17 protein-coding genes are annotated in these 18160 nt (G+C 60.1%); 3 read left to right on the top strand and 14 right to left on the bottom strand.

Going from position 1 to position 18160, the window contains the following annotated elements:
• Positions 1 to 686: 686 nt before the first annotated feature.
• A complete protein-coding gene (locus ACYZUM_RS13995) occupies positions 687 to 1454 on the bottom strand; it encodes an SDR family oxidoreductase (RefSeq protein WP_047293630.1) in 768 nt (255 codons plus the stop codon).
• 22 nt (positions 1455 to 1476) lie between these two features.
• A complete protein-coding gene (locus ACYZUM_RS13990) occupies positions 1477 to 2544 on the bottom strand; it encodes a phosphotransferase family protein (protein WP_108182993.1) in 1068 nt (355 codons plus the stop codon).
• 190 nt (positions 2545 to 2734) lie between these two features.
• On the opposite strand from ACYZUM_RS13990, the gene ACYZUM_RS13985 reads away from it, so the two are divergent.
• Positions 2735 to 3130, top strand: coding sequence for a DUF4280 domain-containing protein (locus ACYZUM_RS13985; protein WP_108182992.1), 396 nt, complete (start codon positions 2735 to 2737; stop codon positions 3128 to 3130).
• Between the two features lies 1 nt (position 3131).
• Here the strand turns inward: ACYZUM_RS13985 and ACYZUM_RS13980 are convergent, their stop codons facing one another.
• The 12 genes from ACYZUM_RS13980 to tssB all read right to left on the bottom strand — a co-directional run bounded on the left by ACYZUM_RS13980 (position 3132) and on the right by tssB (position 16108).
• Positions 3132 to 3674, bottom strand: a complete 543-nt coding sequence (locus ACYZUM_RS13980) for a toxin-antitoxin system YwqK family antitoxin (protein WP_041067430.1) — start codon at positions 3672 to 3674, stop codon at positions 3132 to 3134.
• Positions 3675 to 3686: 12 nt separating this feature from the next.
• Positions 3687 to 5696 carry a type VI secretion system Vgr family protein gene (locus ACYZUM_RS13975; protein ID WP_108182991.1) on the bottom strand — a complete coding sequence of 670 codons (2010 nt, stop codon included), beginning with the start codon at positions 5694 to 5696 and terminating at the stop codon, positions 3687 to 3689.
• Positions 5697 to 5745: 49 nt separating this feature from the next.
• Entirely contained in the window at positions 5746 to 6261 is a 516-nt protein-coding gene (locus tag ACYZUM_RS13970) for a hypothetical protein (RefSeq protein WP_108182990.1), read from the bottom strand.
• 59 nt (positions 6262 to 6320) lie between these two features.
• Entirely contained in the window at positions 6321 to 6956 is a 636-nt protein-coding gene (locus ACYZUM_RS13965; protein WP_108182989.1) for a hypothetical protein, read from the bottom strand.
• A 129-nt stretch (positions 6957 to 7085) separates the two neighbouring features.
• The gene (locus ACYZUM_RS13960) at positions 7086 to 7658 is read right to left on the bottom strand and encodes a hypothetical protein (RefSeq protein WP_108182988.1); all 573 of its coding nucleotides are present in this window, start codon (positions 7656 to 7658) and stop codon (positions 7086 to 7088) included.
• A gap of 58 nt (positions 7659 to 7716) precedes the next feature.
• Positions 7717 to 10257, bottom strand: a complete 2541-nt coding sequence (gene tssH, locus ACYZUM_RS13955; protein WP_108182987.1) for a type VI secretion system ATPase TssH — start codon at positions 10255 to 10257, stop codon at positions 7717 to 7719.
• Between the two features lies 1 nt (position 10258).
• The gene (gene tssG, locus ACYZUM_RS13950) at positions 10259 to 11284 is read right to left on the bottom strand and encodes a type VI secretion system baseplate subunit TssG (RefSeq protein WP_108182986.1); all 1026 of its coding nucleotides are present in this window, start codon (positions 11282 to 11284) and stop codon (positions 10259 to 10261) included.
• Entirely contained in the window at positions 11248 to 13041 is a 1794-nt protein-coding gene (gene tssF / locus ACYZUM_RS13945) for a type VI secretion system baseplate subunit TssF (RefSeq protein ID WP_108182985.1), read from the bottom strand. The genes tssG and tssF overlap by 37 nt, the downstream gene beginning before the upstream one ends.
• Positions 13025 to 13468, bottom strand: coding sequence for a type VI secretion system baseplate subunit TssE (gene tssE, locus ACYZUM_RS13940; RefSeq protein ID WP_086792714.1), 444 nt, complete (start codon positions 13466 to 13468; stop codon positions 13025 to 13027). The genes tssF and tssE overlap by 17 nt, the downstream gene beginning before the upstream one ends.
• A gap of 15 nt (positions 13469 to 13483) precedes the next feature.
• Positions 13484 to 13981 (bottom strand): Hcp family type VI secretion system effector, encoded by a 498-nt coding sequence (locus ACYZUM_RS13935; RefSeq protein ID WP_041067406.1) that lies wholly within the window; start codon positions 13979 to 13981, stop codon positions 13484 to 13486.
• A gap of 70 nt (positions 13982 to 14051) precedes the next feature.
• A complete protein-coding gene (gene tssC / locus ACYZUM_RS13930; protein WP_108182984.1) occupies positions 14052 to 15536 on the bottom strand; it encodes a type VI secretion system contractile sheath large subunit in 1485 nt (494 codons plus the stop codon).
• Positions 15537 to 15565: 29 nt separating this feature from the next.
• Positions 15566 to 16108: a type VI secretion system contractile sheath small subunit gene (gene tssB / locus ACYZUM_RS13925; protein ID WP_041067400.1), complete on the bottom strand. Its 543-nt coding sequence runs from the start codon at positions 16106 to 16108 to the stop codon at positions 15566 to 15568.
• A gap of 244 nt (positions 16109 to 16352) precedes the next feature.
• Between tssB and ACYZUM_RS13920 the strand changes: the two genes are divergently transcribed.
• On the top strand, positions 16353 to 16781 hold the full coding sequence (locus ACYZUM_RS13920; RefSeq protein ID WP_108182983.1) for a type VI secretion protein: 429 nt from the start codon (positions 16353 to 16355) through the stop codon (positions 16779 to 16781).
• A 46-nt stretch (positions 16782 to 16827) separates the two neighbouring features.
• Positions 16828 to 18159, top strand: coding sequence for a type VI secretion system baseplate subunit TssK (gene tssK / locus ACYZUM_RS13915; protein WP_041067450.1), 1332 nt, complete (start codon positions 16828 to 16830; stop codon positions 18157 to 18159).
• Position 18160 lies beyond the last annotated feature (1 nt).

Here is an 18160-nt window from a genome sequence, read left to right as displayed (position 1 = left end):
GAATAAAGTTGTGGGAGCTGGCTTGCCAGCGATGGCGGCCTGACAGCCGACCAATGTCTAACTGATGGCACCCGATCCCAGTGTGGGAGCTGGCTTGCCAGCGATGGCGGCCTTCCAGTCAATAAATTTCTTGCTGAGGTAACCCGCCCTCACAGAGTTTGCTCTCCACAAAATCGACAGCCAATTCCCTCATCCCCCTCCAGTTCACTGGCGCTCGCCGGGTAGTCGGCTATAAAGAATGAGTGGTCAGGTCTTCCGTCATCCGCGGTATTCGTGCGCGATCGCGGAAGTGGCTCTTCCATTCACCGCGGGTCGTCCTATGAATAATCCTGGGAAACGCGTGTATCTGCCGTTGTCTCTGGCTTTCTCTGTCGCGCTATTGAGCGGCTGCGCAAGTCCTCCGCCACCGCCTCCTGCTGCGCCGCCACCACCGCCGGTGCGTACCTGTCAGACGCTGGAGAACACTCAGGTGTCTGGCGATATGTACGTTGACGAGCAGGTCACGCGCCATATCACCACCACCCGGTGTGTCACGCAGTAGCGTGGGGCGGCTTTGCTGGCGGTGCATAAGGTCATTGCCTGAGCTCAATCCTGTGTAGGAGCTGCCGAAGGCTGCGATCTTTTGATCTTGATCTTCAAAGTCAAAGATCGCAGCCTTTGGCAGCTCCTACACAGGCAAGTCTGCTTCAGGACAGGAACCCACCGTCCACATTCAGCGCAACCCCGGTGGTGTAGCTCGACGCATCACTGGCCAGGTACAGCACCGCCCCGGCCATTTCACTCGGATCGGCTACGCGCTTGAGCGGGATCTGCGTCAGCGCCTGCTTGAGGATCGCGTCGTTCTTGACCAGTGCCGAGGCGAATTTGGTGTCGGTCAGGCCCGGCAGCAGGGCGTTGCAACGGATGCCGAATTGCGCGCATTCCTTGGCGAAGACCTTGGTCATGTTGATCACTGCCGCTTTGGTCACCGAATAGATGCCCTGGAAGATCCCCGGTGAAATACCGTTGATCGACGCAACGTTGATGATGCTGCCGCCACCGTTTTCGCGCATCAGCTTGCCGGCTTCTACCGACATGAAGAAGTAGCCGCGGATGTTCACGTCGACGGTCTTCTGGAATGCGCTCAGGTCGGTGTCCAGCACGTTGCAGAACTGCGGGTTGGTCGCGGCGTTGTTCACCAGGATATCGAGGCGGCCGAACTGTTCCTTGATCCCGGCGAATACCTGGCTGATCTGTTCCATTTCACCGATGTGGCAGGCCACGGCGGTGGCTTTGCCGCCAGCGGCGATGATCGCGTCGGCGACATGCTGGCAACCTTCGAGCTTGCGGCTCGAGACGATCACATGGGCGCCTTGCTGGGCCAGCAGTTTGGCGATGGCTTCACCGATGCCGCGGCTGGCGCCGGAGACGAAGGCGATTTTGCCGTCGAGGTCGAACAACTGAGTCTTGGACATGGGGGTTCCTTGGTGTGGGCCGTCAGAGGCTCGATTTCGCAATGACCTGCAGGCTCATGTGCTCCAGCAGTTTGTTCATGTGAATGAACTGCGCGAAGCGTTTGTCCTGAGTCTGGCCGTGGTAGAAGCGGTAGTAGATCTGCTGCACGATGCCGGCCAGGCGGAACAGGCCGTAGGTGTAGTAGAAGTCGAAATTGTCGATGCGGATGCCCGAGCGTTCGGCGTAGTAATCGACGAATTCGCGGCGGCTCAGCATGCCCGGGGCGTGGCTCGGCTGGCGGCGCATCAGTTGCACGGGGGCCGGATCATCGGCCTGAATCCAGTAGGCGAGGGTGTTGCCCAGGTCCATCAGCGGATCGCCGAGGGTGGTCAGTTCCCAGTCGAGCACGCCGATGATCTGCATCGGGTTGTCCGGGTCGAGGATCACGTTGTCGAAACGGTAGTCGTTGTGGACGATGCTTGAGGTCGGATGGTCGGCCGGCATCTTGTCATTGAGCCAGGCCTTGACCTTTTCCCAGTGCGGCGCATCCGGGGTCAGGGCTTTTTCGTAACGTTCGCTCCAGCCCTTGATCTGACGGGCGACGTAACCTTCCGGCTTGCCCAGATCGCCGAGGCCGCAGGCGTTGTAGTCAACCCGGTGCAGTTCGACGAAACGGTCGATGAAGCTCTTGCACAGTGCTTCGGTCCTGGCTGCATCGAGGCCCAGTTCTGGCGGCAGATCTGAGCGCAGGATGATGCCCTTGACCCGCTCCATCACATAGAACTCGGCACCGATCACCGACTCGTCGGTGCAGTGCACGTAGGCTTTCGGGCAGTAGGGGAAACCGTCGCGCAGTTGATTGAGGATGCGGAATTCGCGGCCCATGTCATGGGCGGATTTGGCCTTGTGGCCGAACGGCGGACGGCGCAGGACAAATTCCTGGTCCGGGTATTCCAGCAGGTACGTCAGGTTCGACGCGCCGCCGGGAAACTGGCTGATCTGCGGCGTGCCGGTCAGGCCCGGAATGTGCGCCTTGAGGTACGGGTCGATCAGGCTGGCATCGAGTTCTTCGCCAGAGCGGATACGGGTGGACTGGTCAGTAAGCGCCATGCTTATCCCTTCTGCTTATTTTGGAGGCCAGACATCATTGGCTAATCTAATGGCGCACCAGGGCGGCCACAAGCGCGCAGCGGTCTTATAGGTTAGCGTGTTGCAGGATAATCACCTTTGGGAATGTGCGCGGCGGGCCACAGCAGGCTAAGGTTTAGCGGGTATGCCATGTTCGGCAAGGAGCTTTGAAATGGGCTGCCCGCAAGTCTGTGCCAGCGCCACCCTGCAATGCAGTTTCGGCGCCGCCCCGGCAGTGCTCAACGTGCTGCCGGTCAATCGCACGCTGACCGGAGGAATGCCGGCGGCGAACATCATGGATCATATTCCGCTGGTCAACGTCACCACGTTCGGCATGTGCATGAGCATGGCCAATCCGATGGTCGCCGCTGCCACTGCTGCTGCGCTGGGCGTATTGACGCCGATGCCGTGCATTCCCGACACCGCCACGCCGTGGATCCCCGGCGGTGCACCGACCCTGCTGCTGGGCGGGATGCCGGCGATCGATGCCAACAGCACGTTGATGTGCAACTGGGCGGGGGTGATCAAGATCGTAATGCCGGGGCAGATGCAGATGTTGATTCCCTGAGTCAGGCCTGCTGCGGATCCGTCCACTTGCGAAACCACCAGCGCACCCGGGAAATCGGTTTGCCATCGGCATCCAGTGGCCGCCCGTCCTCGGCAAATCCCTGTTCCGGCTCCATCAGTTGCCCATTCAGATAACGCGCATCCACCGCCGGTTTGCCGTTGGGATGAAAGCGCTGATAACGCCCCTCGCGCACCCCGTCGCGATAGAACTCGGCCTCCGCCACTTGCCCGTCGGGAAAGTAATTGAACGCCTCGCCATGCAACAGGCCGCGCCGATAGGATGCCTTGCGCTGCAACCAGCCCTCAGGCGCATAAAAACTGGCGACGCCTTGCAGCTTGTCGCGCACGAACGGCATCTGCGCCGAAACCTTGCCGTTGGGGTGGTAGAGCAGAGACGTGCCCTGCAATTGGCCCTGGCTGTAATTCAGGTCTGCCTGTTGGCGACCGTCATCCTTGATATTCAACGGACCGTCGAGCTGGCCATCCTTCAATCGTCCCTTGAGGTGTTTGTCATCCTGCTGCAAATCCAGCGGTGTGATCGCCATGGCGACTCCTTGTCAGTTGACCTGCACCAGCCCGCCCTTGATGGTCAGCATGCCGCCACCGTCCACGGTCTGTGAGGCCGCGCCCTTGTTGGTCAGGCTGATGCCGGCATCGTTGGTCAGCGTCGTTCCGGCCTTGTTGTCCAGCGAAGTGCCGGCCTGGTTGGTCATGGCGGTGCCGGCCTTCTGGGTGATCGAGGTGCTGGCCGAAGTGGCCAGATCCGCGCCGCTCTTGATCGTGAAACTGCCGCCGCTTTGCAGGGTGAGGGTGCCGCTGACCTTGATGGTCAGGTTGCCGTCCACCGTCAGGCTGTAATCGCCGGTGACCTTGTCGGTGTAGTTGCCGCCGGTGCTGTGGTTCTGGTCGGCACCGACTTTTACCGTGCGACTGTCCTTCACATCGAGGCTGTCGCTGCCGGTCTGAATCGTCACGCTGCGTTTACCTTTTTCCAGGGTCACGGTCTCGTCGCCGTCCTTGACCGTGCGGGTGCGGGCGTTCTGCACCGTGAGGGTTTCGTCGTGGCCGACGGTGGCGGTGGTGTCGTTGAGCACGTTGATCTTCAGGTCTTTCTGCGCCTGCAGAAACACCTCCTCAGCGTCCTTCTTGTCCTCGAAACGCAGCTCGTTGAAACCGCCGCCACCCTTGGACGATTGTGTCTTGATGCCGGACTGGGTCTGGTTGGCCGGCAGCGCGTAGGGCAGGGCGTTGTCGCCGTTGTACACGCAGCCGGTCACCAGCGGCCGGTCCGGATCGCCGTCGATAAAGGTCACGATGACTTCCTGGCCGATGCGCGGCACAAACTGCATGCCGAACCCCTTGCCGCTCCATGGCAACACCACGCGCACCCAGCAGGAGCTGGTTTCGTCGTTCTTGCCGTCGCGATCCCAGGGAAACTGCAATTTGATCCGACCGTATTCGTCGGTCCAGATTTCCTCGCCGGACTTGCCGACCACGATGGCCGTCTGTGGATGCATGCGCGGTTTCGGTGTGACGCGTTCCGGGCGGAACGGCGTGGCTTTGGGGATGGCTTCGAAGCGATTGCGATAGCTTTCGTGGCTGGCGTCGTGGGTGACCCGCGTGACGACCCAATCGATGTTCAGGCTTTCGTCTTCGTGGCCGTCGAGGGTGAACCAATGGCCGGGGATCAGCCAGCGGCAGTCGCTCTCGCCAACAAAACGTTTCTCTTCACTGCGCAGGCCGTCGACCCGCTGTTTGGTCAATGCATCACCCCGGGCCTTGGCGTTGTAACCACCCGGATGTTCATAGATGGAACGCGGCCCTGCGACCGCTTCGGCCTGGCCGAAGAGTGAAGTGGTCGGCGTGGTGAACTCATAATCCGTCGCCTTGTACACGCCGGCCACGGCTTGCAGACACACTTGGCCCGAGCGAATGCCATGCAACTCGCGCTCACCCATTTGCTGGCCCAGATACTTGACCTTCGGGCCGTTGGGGATCTGCACGAAGGCGTCATTGCTGTCGCCCAGCACCAGCGTGTGCTTGCCCTCGTCGTGGGTGAAAAACCAGAAGATGCCTTCCTCTTCCAGCAGGCGAGAGACGAAGGCGAAGTCGGTTTCGCTGTATTGCACGCAGTATTCGCGGGGCGTGTAGCTGCCAGTCAGCGAGAGTTTGAAATCGGTGAAGCCGTGGGCTTTGAAAATTGTGGTGACGATGTCCGAGGTGGTGAGGTTCTGGAATACGCGGTTGTTGCTGGCGAGGGTCAGCCACCAGAGCCACGGACGTAAAACCAGTTGATAGCGTTCGGCAGTTGCGTCGGCCGGCAGTTGGCGGATCTCGGCGACCAAAGCGTCGAACGGGCGAAGCTGAGCGTCGTTGTGCAGGGTTGTGGTGACGTGGCTGGCGATGGCGGTGGTCAGGGTGAGGGAGATGCCGTCGTTGAGGCCGTTGAGGGTTTGCGAACAGAGCGAGTTGAGGGCTTCTTCACCGGACAACCACTCAGGGTAAAGCGCCGACAGTGCGGCGGCGGTCAACGAAAGCGTTGCGTTACTGTCGGTGGCACGAGGCATTGGGCGGCCTTGATGAGGTGGTTGCAGCGTTCATGAAGCGGATTCGGTTCTAAAGAGAATTAAAGTTCAAATTGGGCATCATCGACATCACTGCCTCAATGTCACTTTGTTTTCGGAACTGCTTCCATAACCCAGGGAAATGGTCGTTGGCAGGCTGTAGCCAATTAAACAGAGGGCTTTTATAAAAGCAGGTACCGTCACTGACGGCTTGTTGCGGCAGATCCCGAGTCGTGCCCCATACAATGGCGTTGGGCCTTAGGTTCGCCAAGCCTTGAGCAATAGGTTGAAGTTCACCAATACTAATATGTGTTTCTCCAACTTCGCAGGCAGCGAGCACAATAAAGCAACTACCGCAATTGCCGATCATGTTGTGCAAGCCGGTATGTCTGTCCATTTTTACCATGGTGCTGCCGTGGCCAATAATAATTAGCATTCCTCCAAAGGCATCTCTCCAGCCGAGACTCGTCGGGGCAATCAGATCGCAAATGCCAGAGTATTTTGCCCACAGCTTTTTTGCTGCTTTCTTTCCGTCCTCATCGATGTAAGTCAGTAGTGTGTCTTTCATGTTTGCTGGCTCATTGAATTTAATAGCGGGCTGCCATGCTGTTTTAATAGATGGCGTTTTTATGGTCGCTCATACGGTGGTTCTTTTTTTAGTTCGATAAAAGCCAGATTGGCTCGGTCACCCGAGAGTGTTTTCAATGTTCTCTGTGGGGTGTCATTGCCATCCAGTGTTCCGAATTTTTTAAGAAAAACGATAGAGAAAAAGTACTCCGGATGGTTGGCTGCCAGCGTTGCGAATTTGGCAGTGCAACTCAAAGGCCAGCCAGGTAGCGAATGACTTGGCTTTCTGTCAGTCGGCGTACATGGGCTGTGTGTGAGGTAAACGGTTACATACTTGACGTCTTCGGCGATGGCGACGGCTGTATCAAAATAATCGATAAGAAACTCTTCCGCGTGTCCTTCGGGCACAACGCCAAGTTCTGCGGGGTCTCCCTCTGCGAGTTCCGCGTTGATAGCAACTTGCCGGGCATCAATGGCTGCCTGCATTTCGTTTCGGGGCACATTGCTGATTTGAAGTTGGACATAAGCCTTTATCAGTTGCGCGCCAGCGTCCTCCTTTGACTCAAACAGAAAACACGTTTTGCACATTTTGTGGTTGTTGTGCTGGAACGTCAGGAGCGCGTGGACTTTTTTATTTCCAGTGTTGCGTTTGTGCAGCTCTGCAATACCTTCTTGAACGGAATTAAACTGTTCCATGGTCTTCAATCCTCGAAAAGGGGGGCGAAAAAGGGCACGAATCTATTTTTTTCATAAATAAATCTGCCCCCTTTGATTTCGTTCCCTTTGATTCATTGATGTGCCCTCTGTTGGAAAATGCGGGTGAGATTATTTGTGGTAGTTGGTTATAAAGTTGAAAGGTGCAGAAAGTTGTTTTGAGCGATCGATGGGCAGTCCGTGTGGGTACGTGTCAATGTTGCACAGGTAAGCCTTGAATTGACCCTCCACATCTCGAGACCATGAGTCCCCGCGATTCAAGGTGAGATCAAGCAGTTCGCAATTTTTTTGGCTGGTGGCTATGACCACGACCCATCTGTGATCAGCAACAAAACCGCCTAATTTGTAAACGTCACGGGTGATCGATTCCTGTAAGTTTGCGCCGCCGAATAAGCCGTTCGTGCTTTCTACTTTTATTTCAATGGCGTAGGACTCATCTTGCAGTTCGAAATAGAAATCGACCTTTTCGCTGGAGTAAGGCTCTGGGTAACTGATTTCGCGAATTTTCGTTGTGATGCCGTAACCACGTCGTAGATGGTGAGCTATCTCAACTTGCGCAGCGCTCTCCCAAGGACCTTCAGAAACCCAGCTCTTCGTAAATTGACTTGGTTCATCGGTATCTTGCAGCTTTGGGTGTACACCTGCTGCCTGCAGCACCGCATTCAAAAAATCCGCTTCTGTCATTACTCCGTCTCCTGCGCGGGTGCCATTTCTGTGTTTCGTCAATTCTCGTTGGCGGCGGTCATTCCAACACCCACTCCGCCAACTTCCCCGTCACCTGCGTCATCAACACATTCTCGACATCCCGAGCACCCGCCGCGCTGCATTTGGCGAGCACCGCTTTCACAATTCCCGAATCAAACTCGAACTGCTTGCCGGTCGCCGCCTTGTAGCGGCCACGCAGTTTTTCCAGCTTCGCCAACACAATCCCTTCCAGCGTCGCCTCATCCAGCGGCCGATACGCAACCACGGTCATGCGCGCCAGAAACGCCGGGCGGAAGGCTTGCAGCAGGACTTTGTGCAGCGCTTCGTTGAAGGCTTCGCTGCCGATTTGCGACACCGGCGTATCGAGCAGCAACTCAGCACCGACATTGCTGGTGGCGAGCATCACGGTGTTCTTGAAATCGACCACCAACCCGGTGCCGTCCTCCATCAAGCCCTTGTCGAACACGTTGTAAAACGCTTCCAGCACATCCGGATGCGCCTTCTCGATTTCATCCAGCAACACCACCGAGTACGGTTTGCGCCGCACGGCTTCGGTCAGCACGCCGCCGCTGCCATAACCGACGTAGCCGGGTGGCGCGCCCTTGAGTTGGCTGACGGTATGGGCTTCCTGATACTCGGAAAGATTGATGCTGATCAGGTTGCGCTCGCCGCCGTACAACGCATCGGCCAGTGCATACGCGGTTTCGGTTTTGCCGACGCCCGTAGGCCCGACAAGCAGAAACACACCGACCGGTTTTTGCGGATCGGTGAGCCCCGCCCGATAAGCCTGCAAACGCTGGGCGATGGTGTTGAGCGCGGTGCTCTGGCCCATGACGCGCTGGCCCATGCGGGTGCCGAGGGTGCGCACGGCATGGGCTTCGTCGGCGAGCATTTTGCCGACGGGAATGCCGGTCCAGCCGGCTATGACGGCAGCGACGGTTTTCGCGTCGACCTGTTCCGGCACCAGCGGGTCGTCCTGGCGAATCGCATCCAGTCCCGCTTCCAGGCGCAGCAGTTCGGCGGCCAGATGATCGATGCGGCTGTCGGTGGCTTCGTCGGGTTTGTCGCTATCGGCGCTTTCGCTCAACGCCAGCAATTCGCGGCGTGTTTCGAGTAGTTCACGCACGGCCACGCGCTCTTCACTCCAACGTGTTTCCAGTTCGCGGATCGCTTGCACATTGGTCTTCGATTCAGCCTCCAGCAGGGTGATGCGTTCGCGATGATCCAGCCCGGTGGCCTGCTCTCGGCGCAGGCGTTCGACTTCATCTTTGAGGCTGTTTTGCCGATGGCGCAGGCTCTCCAGCGGTGGCGGTACGTCGTGTTGACCGAGCGCGACGCGGGCGCAGGCGGTGTCGAGGACGCTGATGGCTTTGTCCGGTAGTTGACGACCGGAGATGTAGCGGTGCGAGAGTTTCACCGCTTCGTGGATCGCCGCGTCGAGCACTTGCACGCCGTGATGCTGTTCCAGTTTGGCGGCCACGCCCCGGAGCATTTCCACGGCGGTGATTTCGTCGGGCTCTTCAACCTGTACCAACTGAAAGCGGCGGGCGAGGGCCGGGTCTTTCTCGAAATATTTTTTGTACTCCATCCACGTAGTCGCGGCGAGGGTGCGCAACTCACCCCGGGCCAATGCCGGTTTGAGCAGGTTGGCCGCATCGCTGCCGCCCTCGGCCCCGCCAGCGCCGATCAGCGTGTGGGCTTCGTCGATGAACAGGATGATCGGTTTGTCGGCGCTGCGCACAGCATCAATCACGCCTTTGAGCCGCTGTTCGAATTCGCCTTTGACCCCGGCTCCGGCCTGGAGCAAGCCGAGGTCAAGCACGCGCAGGCTGACTTCCTGCAACGACGGCGGTACATCACCGGCGGCGATGCGCAGGGCCAGGCCTTCGACCACCGCCGTTTTACCGACGCCGGGCGCGCCGACCAGAATCGGGTTGTTCTGCCGACGCCGAAGAAGAATGTCGATGCACTGGCGGATTTCGCCATCGCGCCCCACGATCGGATCGATACGTCCGGCGTGGGCATCGGCAGTCAGGTCCTGAGTGTATTGGTCCAGTACTGAGTCCTGCCGGGGCGCGGAATTTCCAGCTGACGCTGAACGCGGGCCGACATGCTCGCGGGAGTTTTCCGTCCACTCCAGCAGGTTGGTGCGCAGCGCTTCCCTGGGAATCCGCAACAATGACGAAGCACTGTTGAGCAGCAAACTGCGGCGCTCGTCGCGGTCGATCAGTGCCAGTAACAGCAAGCCGGAACGAATGCTGTCGATCCCCAGTACACTGGCTTGAACGACGGCATCCTCCAACAAGCCAAGCGTGTGCGAGGACAGCGCCGGCGTGCGCGTGCTGCCACCCTTGAAGAGATCCAGCGCCTTGTTGATTTCCGCGGTCAGCGCATCGCGTTCGAGGCCGAAGCGTGGCAGGAGCAAGGCAAAGTCTCCCGCTTCGATATCGAGCAGTTCCAGCAACAGGTGTTCGATCTCGACAAAGTGATGCCCGCGCTGCAGACAGCGCTGGGCGGCGCGCTCGAGGGCGCGGCGGTTGTCCGGGTTGAGCCGTCCGATCAGGCTGGCGAGTTCCATGTCAGGTGATCTCCAACTGACGAAGACGGGTTTCGATACGCTGCACGGCCAAGCTGGCCTGACGCTGCAAGCCACCGTTCCAGCTGAGCAAAACCGGTGCCTGGCGCCCGAGTTTCATCGGCCCGGCACCGCGTACCAGCAGCACCAGCGTCACGTCGAGATCGGGACCGAAGTACAACGCCGCGAGGCTGGCCAATGCCGGGTGCGCTTCGCCGTCCGGCAAAAAACGGATCGCTTGCGTCGAGGGCAGTGGGCCGATGGTCAGACGTATGCCGGCGTGTTCATCCCACACCCGGCTTCCGGCCACTGCGGTGCGCCCGAGTTGCAAATTTCGCCCCCCGGATTTGATGACACTGCGACTGGCCGGCGGGATTTCGCGCCAGGCGCCTTGGCAGGCACTGAGTGCCACCGGTACGCCGAACTGTTCCCGAACTGTCGCTGCGAACCCCGCCAGCGAGCGCCGGCCGTCGGCGAACAGCGCCGTACAGGCCAGCACTGCGCAATCAGGAACTGCTTGACGCTCCTGCAAAGCCTTGGGCAACAGCCCGGTGAGGGCCCGCAATTGCGCCTGCACCGGCGACGCCCCGGGTGTGACAAAGCCCAATGCCACCCGGTGTTTGCGCATCACCTTGTAAAGCAGGCTGAGCAGGCGATGCTGGAACAGATCAAGGAACTCGGCCGGCGCGTGATCCTTGGCTCGGGCCCGTTGTTGCAACCATTCCTGATAGGCGTAGGGCAACGGGCCGTCGGGGCCGCCGAGACCGAACATCGGTGTGCCGAGGGTTAATGGCTGGCCCGGTTCTTCGTGCAGGTTTTCGATCTGGCTGGTGGGGAACAGCGGTGTCAAAGGTCCGCGCAATTTCAGCGCTTCGGCCTGGGGCGAAGTGCCGCTGCCCAACGATTCGGCTTGCGGTTGTTCGCGCTCGAGCAGCAGCAGGGCCTGCAGCCACTCAAACGCCTGCGGATCGCGGCGCAGTCGTTGGCTCAGGGTCAGAGCGACAGGGGCATGCCGGCTTGGGGTTGCCATGCCTTGATCTCCTTGTCACCGTGCATCAATACCGTGCGCACAAAGCGATTGGCTGTGGCGTACACCGAAAAGAACTGCGCCAGTACGGCAGAAAACAACACCGCGCTGCTGCCGACAAAGTGTTGCGCATCGAGTTGCAATTGCACCTCCAGGCCATTGCGCCAACCGCGCCAGGCGTCGGCGCCGACATGGCTGATCACGCGCTCGCTACGCAGGTTCAGCAGCCCCTCGATCTGCCGCAGTGCACTGGCTTCGTCGCGCAGGTTGTGCAAGTGCAGAATCTCTTTCAGTGCGTCGAGTGCTTGCGGGCCTTCGACCAGCGACAAATGATTGAGGGTCAGTTGCGACACCAGTCGCCAGCGCGAATCACCGTCCAGTCGCGGCAGACTTTGCGGGCTCGGCGGGTTGCGCAGTCGCGCCCAGGCAATCGGCCCGGGACGTTCGAAACCCAGCGGTGTGCCGGCGGGCAGGCTCTGCGCCAAATGCCGATTGGTGCACAGCAGCTCGGCGGTGAGGCTGTAATCCGGCAGCTCGCTCAACGGGTCGAAACGGGTGTCGACGACACTCACCAGCAGGTCGCTGCCGAGCCGGTTCGGCGTCTTGCCGCTGACCCGCCGTGCATGCCAGTAACGCTGTTGATCGCCGCCACTGTGCTGACTGCCGTAATACGCCGGCAGCTGTTGCACACCGCTGGGGCAACTGGCGCGCATGCTGCGGATGCTGTGGATTTCGACGCTGTTCTCGCGGTGGCTGTCGGCAATCAAACGGTACTCGCTGCGGGTGCCGTCCGGGCGCAGTGGCTCGGAGGTACGCGGGAACAGATTGATTGCTGGCGCGCAACCCAATGCGATGTCACTGGCTTGTAAATGCAGGCGGCTGGCTGGAGCACGGTCGAAAACGATGTACAGGTACAACGTCTGGCTGTCGCTGCTGACGCCGTTCAACGGCAGATCGAAGAAATGAAACTTGTCCGGGAAAGCAAAATATTCCGCCAGCAGGCGCATGCCGGGGTGTACGCCGTCCTCGTCCGGCAGCAGGACTTCGTCATCGCTGAAACCGACGATCTTCGGTAAACCCTTCACGTGCGTCGGAATGCTCCCGGGCGTGCCGGCCAGCACCTGTACCGCATGGGCACCGAGCAGGTCATACAGGCAGGCGTTGATCACCGGTGACGCGGCCAGATGGATGCGTAGATGCTCAATGCCAAGCGCCGACCATTGGCTTTCACCGAGGCAACGCAGGCTCAGGCGCAACGCCGAGCGCGATTGCGCCACACCGGTCAGCGCCTGGGCTTCATCGCTGCCGAGCAATAACGCTTCGCTGACGTCGATGGGCCATAGGCGCACGGCGGCCGAGGTGCGAAAGTGGATGCTCTCGCCTTTGCCGGTGGTGACAAACAATGGCGTGTCGCGGGGCAGGGGATAGCCGTCGTCGAGGTTGCCTTTGCTCGGGTCGGGCTCGAACTGGACAATGGCGCAGGATGGCAATGGCCTGACGGCCAACGGATAGAGCTGCTCGAGCAAAGCGTCGCTGAACTCGGCGTAGTCGTCGTCGAGTCGGCGCTGCAGTCGTGCAGCCAGCAGGGCAAAACCTTCGAGCAAACGTTCGACGTGTGGGTCGGGACACTCGCCGGGCGACAGTTCCAGTCGTCGCGCGACCTTCGGGTAACGCTCGGCAAACTGGCTGCCAGCGTGGCGCAGCCAGGTCAGTTCGCGCTGGTAGTAGTCGAGCAGTTGCGGATCAATCGAGTCGCTCATGGCGCACCTCCAGCCCTTCGCCGCCGGGTTCGATGACAAACGCCACCGGCCAGTGTTGCTGGCCGCTGCGCAGCTCGCCGGTCAATCGAATGCTCAACCGTTGCGGATGGTCGGGCACGGGCTTGACCTGCACCTCGTCCAGTTTCAGGCGCGGCTCGAAATGGCTGATGGCTTCGCGGACATCGCGCGTCAGCCGGCGACGGTCATCGCTGCGTTGTTGTTGCAGGGCGCTCCAGTCGGCGATGCCGTAATCGATGACGCTGGGCGGTTGGGTGAGGGTGCGCGGTCCTCGCCGCGTGTTGAACAGGCGCCCGAGCTCGGCCTGCACCGAGTCGAGCAAGTCCTGCTTATCAAACTCCCGCGCACCGTCGGCCTCGCTGGAGGCGAGGCGTTCGAACAACGGTGCGCGAATGCCGGTGCCTGCCATGGCCAGGGCGTCCGCTTACTTGCCAGCCTTGTTGGCCGCCAGGTCCCACACCGTGCCAGCGGTGCCTTCCTTGGTGCCGTCGTCTTTCTGCGCAGTGAGTTCCCATTTGATCTTGGTGAAGTTCAGCGACAGGGTTTCCACCGGTTTGCCGCCGGTACCACCGCTGACGCTGACGTTGGACAGCACCACGTTGTTCAGCGTGTAGATGATGAACGGCATCAGTTGCCCGCTGCCTTCAGCGGCGTTACGACCGATGGTGATTTTGGCTTCGGGAATGGGTTTGCCCGCACAGCAATATTCGTTGAGCGTTGGCGTCGAGCTGTCGATGAATTTGGTCAGGGTAAACTCACCGATGTGCGGCCGGCCGGACGTCCGTTCCGAGTTGCTGACGTCATTGGTCACTTGCATCGCCACGTTGTGGCTGTAGGACATGACTTCGATCTTGTCCTTGTAGCCCTCAAGCAGGCTGTCGCCTTTGATGTCGCCGCCGAGGTCGAGAATGATTGCATCCATCGCTTGAAACTCCTGAAAGGTGTCGCGCTAGATAAAAGAACAACCCCCGCCGCTGCGGCGGGGGTAAAGGTCAGGCCGCAACCGGTGGTGGCAACGTCGCCACCAGGCGGATCGATGCCGTCAGTTCCTCAAGCTGGAAGTGCGGGCGCAGGAACACGGTCGCCCGATAGGCGCCCGGTTTGCCGGCCACCTCGGTCACGTCCACCCGCGCTTCACGCAACGGGTATTGCGCCTTGATTTCCTGCGGCGCGTTGTCGTTGATCAGCACGTAGTCGGCGATCCAGTTGTTGAGGTAGGTCTGCACGTTGTCGCGGGTCATGAAACTGCCGACCTTGTCGCGCATGATCACCTTCAGGTAATGGGCGAAACGCGAGGCTGCGAGCACGTAAGGCAACATCGCCGAGATGCGTGCATTGGCGTTGGCCTCGTTGGTGTTGTAGACCTTGGACTTGTTGGTGGTCTGGCCGCCGAAGAATACGGCGACGTCGCTGTTCTTCTTGTGGCACAGCGCAATGAAGCCGAGATCGTTGAGCTCTTTTTCGCGGCGGTCGGTGATTGCCACTTCGGTCGGGCACTTCAGTGACAAGTCGCCGGAACTGGTGCGGAAGGTGTGCGCCGGCAGGCCCTCGACTGCGCCGCCGCCTTCTGCACCACGGATCGCCGCGCACCAGCCGTACTTGGCGAACGCCTCGGTGATGCGTTGCGACAGCGCCCACGCGGCGTTGCCCCACAGGTATTTGCTGTGGTCGGTGCCATTGACGTCCTCGACGTAGTTGATGCCTTCCACCGGCGCGGTGTCGGGGCCGTAAGGCAGACGCAGAAGGAAGTGCGGCAGTACCAGCGACACGTAACGCGAGTCTTCGCTCTCACGGAACGAGCGCCACTTGATCAGTTCCTGGCTCTCGAAAACTTTCGACAGATCACGCGGCACCGCCAGTTCGGTGAAGCTGTTCATGTCAAATAGCCGTGGGCTGGCAGCGGCAATGAAGGGGGCGTGAGCGGCGGCCGCGACGTTCGACAGTTTCTCCAGCAGGCCAACGTCCTGCGGATGCCGGCCGAAGGTGTAGTCGCCGACCAGCAGGCTGAACGGATGGCCACCGAAGGTGCCGTACTCCTCTTCGTAGATTTTCTTGAACAGCGCGCTCTGGTCGAATTCGACGGCTTTTTCCAGGTCGTTCTGCAGTTCTTTCTGCGTGACGTTCAGCAGACGCAATTTCAATCGGGCGCTGGTTTCGGTGTTCTGTACCAGCATGTGCAGACCGCGCCACGAGGCTTCGAGCTTTTGCAGGTCAGGGTGGTGCAGGACTTCGTTGAGCTGGGCGCTGATCAGTTCGTCGATCTTGCTGATGCGGTCGTTGATCATCGCCACGGTGTCCTTGTCGATGGCCATGCCTTCGTCAAGCACTTGGGTGGCGAACTCCGCGAGCATGTCGCGGGCGTAATCCTGCTGACTGTCATCGTGGGCCATACGGCCCTCGGCGATGATCCGGTCGAGCAGGGATAAGGTTTCGGCTGCAGCATTGTCGCTGGCTTGATTCTGGGCGGCGGCGGGCATGACGGATGCTCCCTCGATTAAGTGGACGATCAGGCTTGCGGTTCGGCCGGGGCCTCGGCGTCAGTGGCCGGGGTAGCGGTGTCTGGGCGGGCCGATTTGATCTCTTGCAGACCTTCGGTGTTGGCGATGACGTCGCGCAACAGCTTGTCCAGATCATCGTTGCCGTCGAGCTTGGTCAACAGATCGCGCAGGCGCTGGCGGGCTTCGAACAAACGTCGCAGTGGCGTGATTTGTTCCACCACCTTGACCGGATCGAAGTCGTCGATGTGTTTGAAGTTCAGCTCGATGTTGAGCTTGCTGTCGTCGCCGCTGAGGGTGTTATTGACTTGCAGGGTGGCGCGAGGGCCGATGGAGGCGAGCACTTCGTTGAAGTTGTCGCGGTCGATTTCGGTAAAACGCCGTTCAGTCAATTTTGCCAATGGTTCAAGCGGCTTGCCGGAGAGATCAGCCAGGATCCCGACCACCAGTGGCAATTCCTTTTTTTCGATGGCGTTGCCGATTTCGACGTCGTAGGTGATTTGCACTCGGGGCGGACGGACCCGGTCGAGCTTGTGTTGAGTACTTTCTGCCATGGTGGCTGACTCCGATGCGAAGGCGGGCGCAATGCATCGGGGAGGCCCGTTCATCGCTTTCCCTTACTGGACCGTAGGTTAGAAAGGGTGGCAGATGACCTGTCGTTCCTTTGACAAACCTTCCTCATTCGGCTGCTGGAACCGAACTATCCAAGACGCTAGAACAGGTCTATAAAAAAGCAAGCAAAAACGATTTTGGACTGCCACGGGAAAAGGAAAATTCATTTTGTGCAGACGTTTTTTGATGGTGGTTTGGTTTGCGCTGGTCGCCGGCTGCTCTCTTTTCGGCCCCAAAGTCGAACTGGACAGCCTGACCCTCGATGTCGCACCCAAGGCCAATGACGACACGCCGATTGCCGTGGATTTCGTCGCCGTCGCCGATCCGGATCTGCTCAAGCAACTGTCGGGCATCAACGCCAGCCAGTGGTTTGCCGAGCGCGAGCAATACCAGCGCGACTATCGTCAACTGATGAGTGTCTGGGGACTGGAGCTGGTGCCGGGTCAATTCATCGACCGTCAACCCTTCCCGCTGGGGGGCAAGAAGGCCGCTGGACTTTTGGTCTTCGCCAGCTATAACACACCCGGAGCGCACCGCTTGCGGCTCGACGATCAGAGCGAGGCCTGGCTCAGGTTCGACAGTCGCGAGATGAGCCTGGTCAGCAAGGAAAACTGAAACACACCGCCCGCCGCCGGGTTGCGGCATGGCCGAAGGGAGTCGTATGAGTCTGCTACCTGACGCGGTTTGCTGGCACGAAGGCATGCAATTGCTGCCGCAGCATTTTCAGTTGCAAGGCCTGCGCGCCGAAGCCCTCGGGGCGCATCTGGCGCAGGCGTGCAACCCATGGTTCTGGGGCGTCAATCGCATGGAATTCGATCCCTCGGCCTTGAGCGCGGGAGTGGTCCGCGTGCTGGCGTTGCAGGGCACCATGCCCGACGGTTTGCCGGTGGATCTGCAAGCCGGTATCGGCCCGACCCTGGAGCTGGATGTCGGCCCGGCCATCAACGAAACCGACGACGCCAGCGTTACCGTGTACCTGGCGATCAGTCCGTTGTGGCGCGCCGGGCAACTGCTGCCGCTCAAGGGGCGTTTGCAATCGGTAGTCGGCGACGCGCTGCCGGATCTGACCAGTGGCGAGTTTCCGGAATCGATCACCGTGTGGCGGCCCAATCCCCGCCTGTGTACACAACTGAACAAGGCCGATTCGATCTGCCTGCCGTTGTTGAAAATCCGCAAGGAGGGCGGCGGCTTCCTGGCGTTGGCTTACACGCCTCCCACTCCATTATTGTTGCCCGATTCGCCGCTGGGCCGGCGGGTTGCCGGATTGTGCGCGCGGGCGCGGGAAAAGTGCCTGTTTCTCGGCGGTCGCTTGCGTCAGGCGCAACAGGCCGGAAATCAGGATGATGCGCTGGAAATCCGCCGGCAATTGACCGCGTTATGGGCGCGATTGCCGGAAGTCGAAGGCGCACTCAACAGTCGCATCGCTCACCCGCAAAGCCTGTATGTGCAACTGCTCGGTCTGGCTGGCGCATGGTCGGCACTCGACCCGCTGGCCGGGGTGCCTTCGTTCGCGCCGCTGGACTTTCTGGAGTTGCAGCGCGGTTACGATACGGTGCTGCAATGGCTGGAAACGACTCTCGAATTGATCCGTGCCGGTTATCACAGCCTGCCGTTCGAACGCGGCGAGCAGAGTTTTTCCATCCAGTTGCCCGATGAGCAACCGAGCCAGCGGCTGGTCATCGGCCTGCGCATGCCCAACGGCGCCAGCGAGCAGGCGGCCAGCGAGTGGCTGCGTGGTGCAATCATCGCCTCCTCGCCACACGTTGCCTTGCTCAGCCGCCAGCGCATGAGCGGGTTGAGCCACCAGGCCATGAGTCGCAATGAACAAGTGGCCTACAGCGTCGGCGAAGACACGCGACTGTTCGTGATCACTGCCGAAGGCGCGTGGTTCGACGCACAACTACCGCTGGTGATCGCCGCGCCCGCAGCGAAGCTGACCAGCAGTCCGTGGCAGGTGGTGCTGTTTGTTGCACAGACGAGTGAAAGTGCCTGAT

The organism is Pseudomonas sp. m6p (assembly GCF_055760375.1).
The sequence above is the reverse complement of the archived record's forward strand: the minus strand, read 5'-3'. Positions and strand labels throughout refer to the sequence as shown.

Excerpts from the sequence above, each read along its gene's own strand:
- ACYZUM_RS13995 (WP_047293630.1), bottom strand. The coding sequence starts at position 1,454 with ATGTCCAAGACTCAGTTGTTCGACCTCGACGGCAAAATCGCCTTCGTC.
- ACYZUM_RS13990 (WP_108182993.1), bottom strand. The coding sequence starts at position 2,544 with ATGGCGCTTACTGACCAGTCCACCCGTATCCGCTCTGGCGAAGAACTC.
- ACYZUM_RS13985 (WP_108182992.1), top strand. The coding sequence starts at position 2,735 with ATGGGCTGCCCGCAAGTCTGTGCCAGCGCCACCCTGCAATGCAGTTTC.
- ACYZUM_RS13980 (WP_041067430.1), bottom strand. The coding sequence starts at position 3,674 with ATGGCGATCACACCGCTGGATTTGCAGCAGGATGACAAACACCTCAAG.
- ACYZUM_RS13975 (WP_108182991.1), bottom strand. The coding sequence starts at position 5,696 with ATGCCTCGTGCCACCGACAGTAACGCAACGCTTTCGTTGACCGCCGCC.
- ACYZUM_RS13970 (WP_108182990.1), bottom strand. The coding sequence starts at position 6,261 with ATGAAAGACACACTACTGACTTACATCGATGAGGACGGAAAGAAAGCA.
- ACYZUM_RS13965 (WP_108182989.1), bottom strand. The coding sequence starts at position 6,956 with ATGGAACAGTTTAATTCCGTTCAAGAAGGTATTGCAGAGCTGCACAAA.
- ACYZUM_RS13960 (WP_108182988.1), bottom strand. The coding sequence starts at position 7,658 with ATGACAGAAGCGGATTTTTTGAATGCGGTGCTGCAGGCAGCAGGTGTA.
- tssH (WP_108182987.1), bottom strand. The coding sequence starts at position 10,257 with ATGGAACTCGCCAGCCTGATCGGACGGCTCAACCCGGACAACCGCCGC.
- tssG (WP_108182986.1), bottom strand. The coding sequence starts at position 11,284 with ATGGCAACCCCAAGCCGGCATGCCCCTGTCGCTCTGACCCTGAGCCAA.
- tssF (WP_108182985.1), bottom strand. The coding sequence starts at position 13,041 with ATGAGCGACTCGATTGATCCGCAACTGCTCGACTACTACCAGCGCGAA.
- tssE (WP_086792714.1), bottom strand. The coding sequence starts at position 13,468 with ATGGCAGGCACCGGCATTCGCGCACCGTTGTTCGAACGCCTCGCCTCC.
- ACYZUM_RS13935 (WP_041067406.1), bottom strand. The coding sequence starts at position 13,981 with ATGGATGCAATCATTCTCGACCTCGGCGGCGACATCAAAGGCGACAGC.
- tssC (WP_108182984.1), bottom strand. The coding sequence starts at position 15,536 with ATGCCCGCCGCCGCCCAGAATCAAGCCAGCGACAATGCTGCAGCCGAA.
- tssB (WP_041067400.1), bottom strand. The coding sequence starts at position 16,108 with ATGGCAGAAAGTACTCAACACAAGCTCGACCGGGTCCGTCCGCCCCGA.
- ACYZUM_RS13920 (WP_108182983.1), top strand. The coding sequence starts at position 16,353 with ATGGTGGTTTGGTTTGCGCTGGTCGCCGGCTGCTCTCTTTTCGGCCCC.
- tssK (WP_041067450.1), top strand. The coding sequence starts at position 16,828 with ATGAGTCTGCTACCTGACGCGGTTTGCTGGCACGAAGGCATGCAATTG.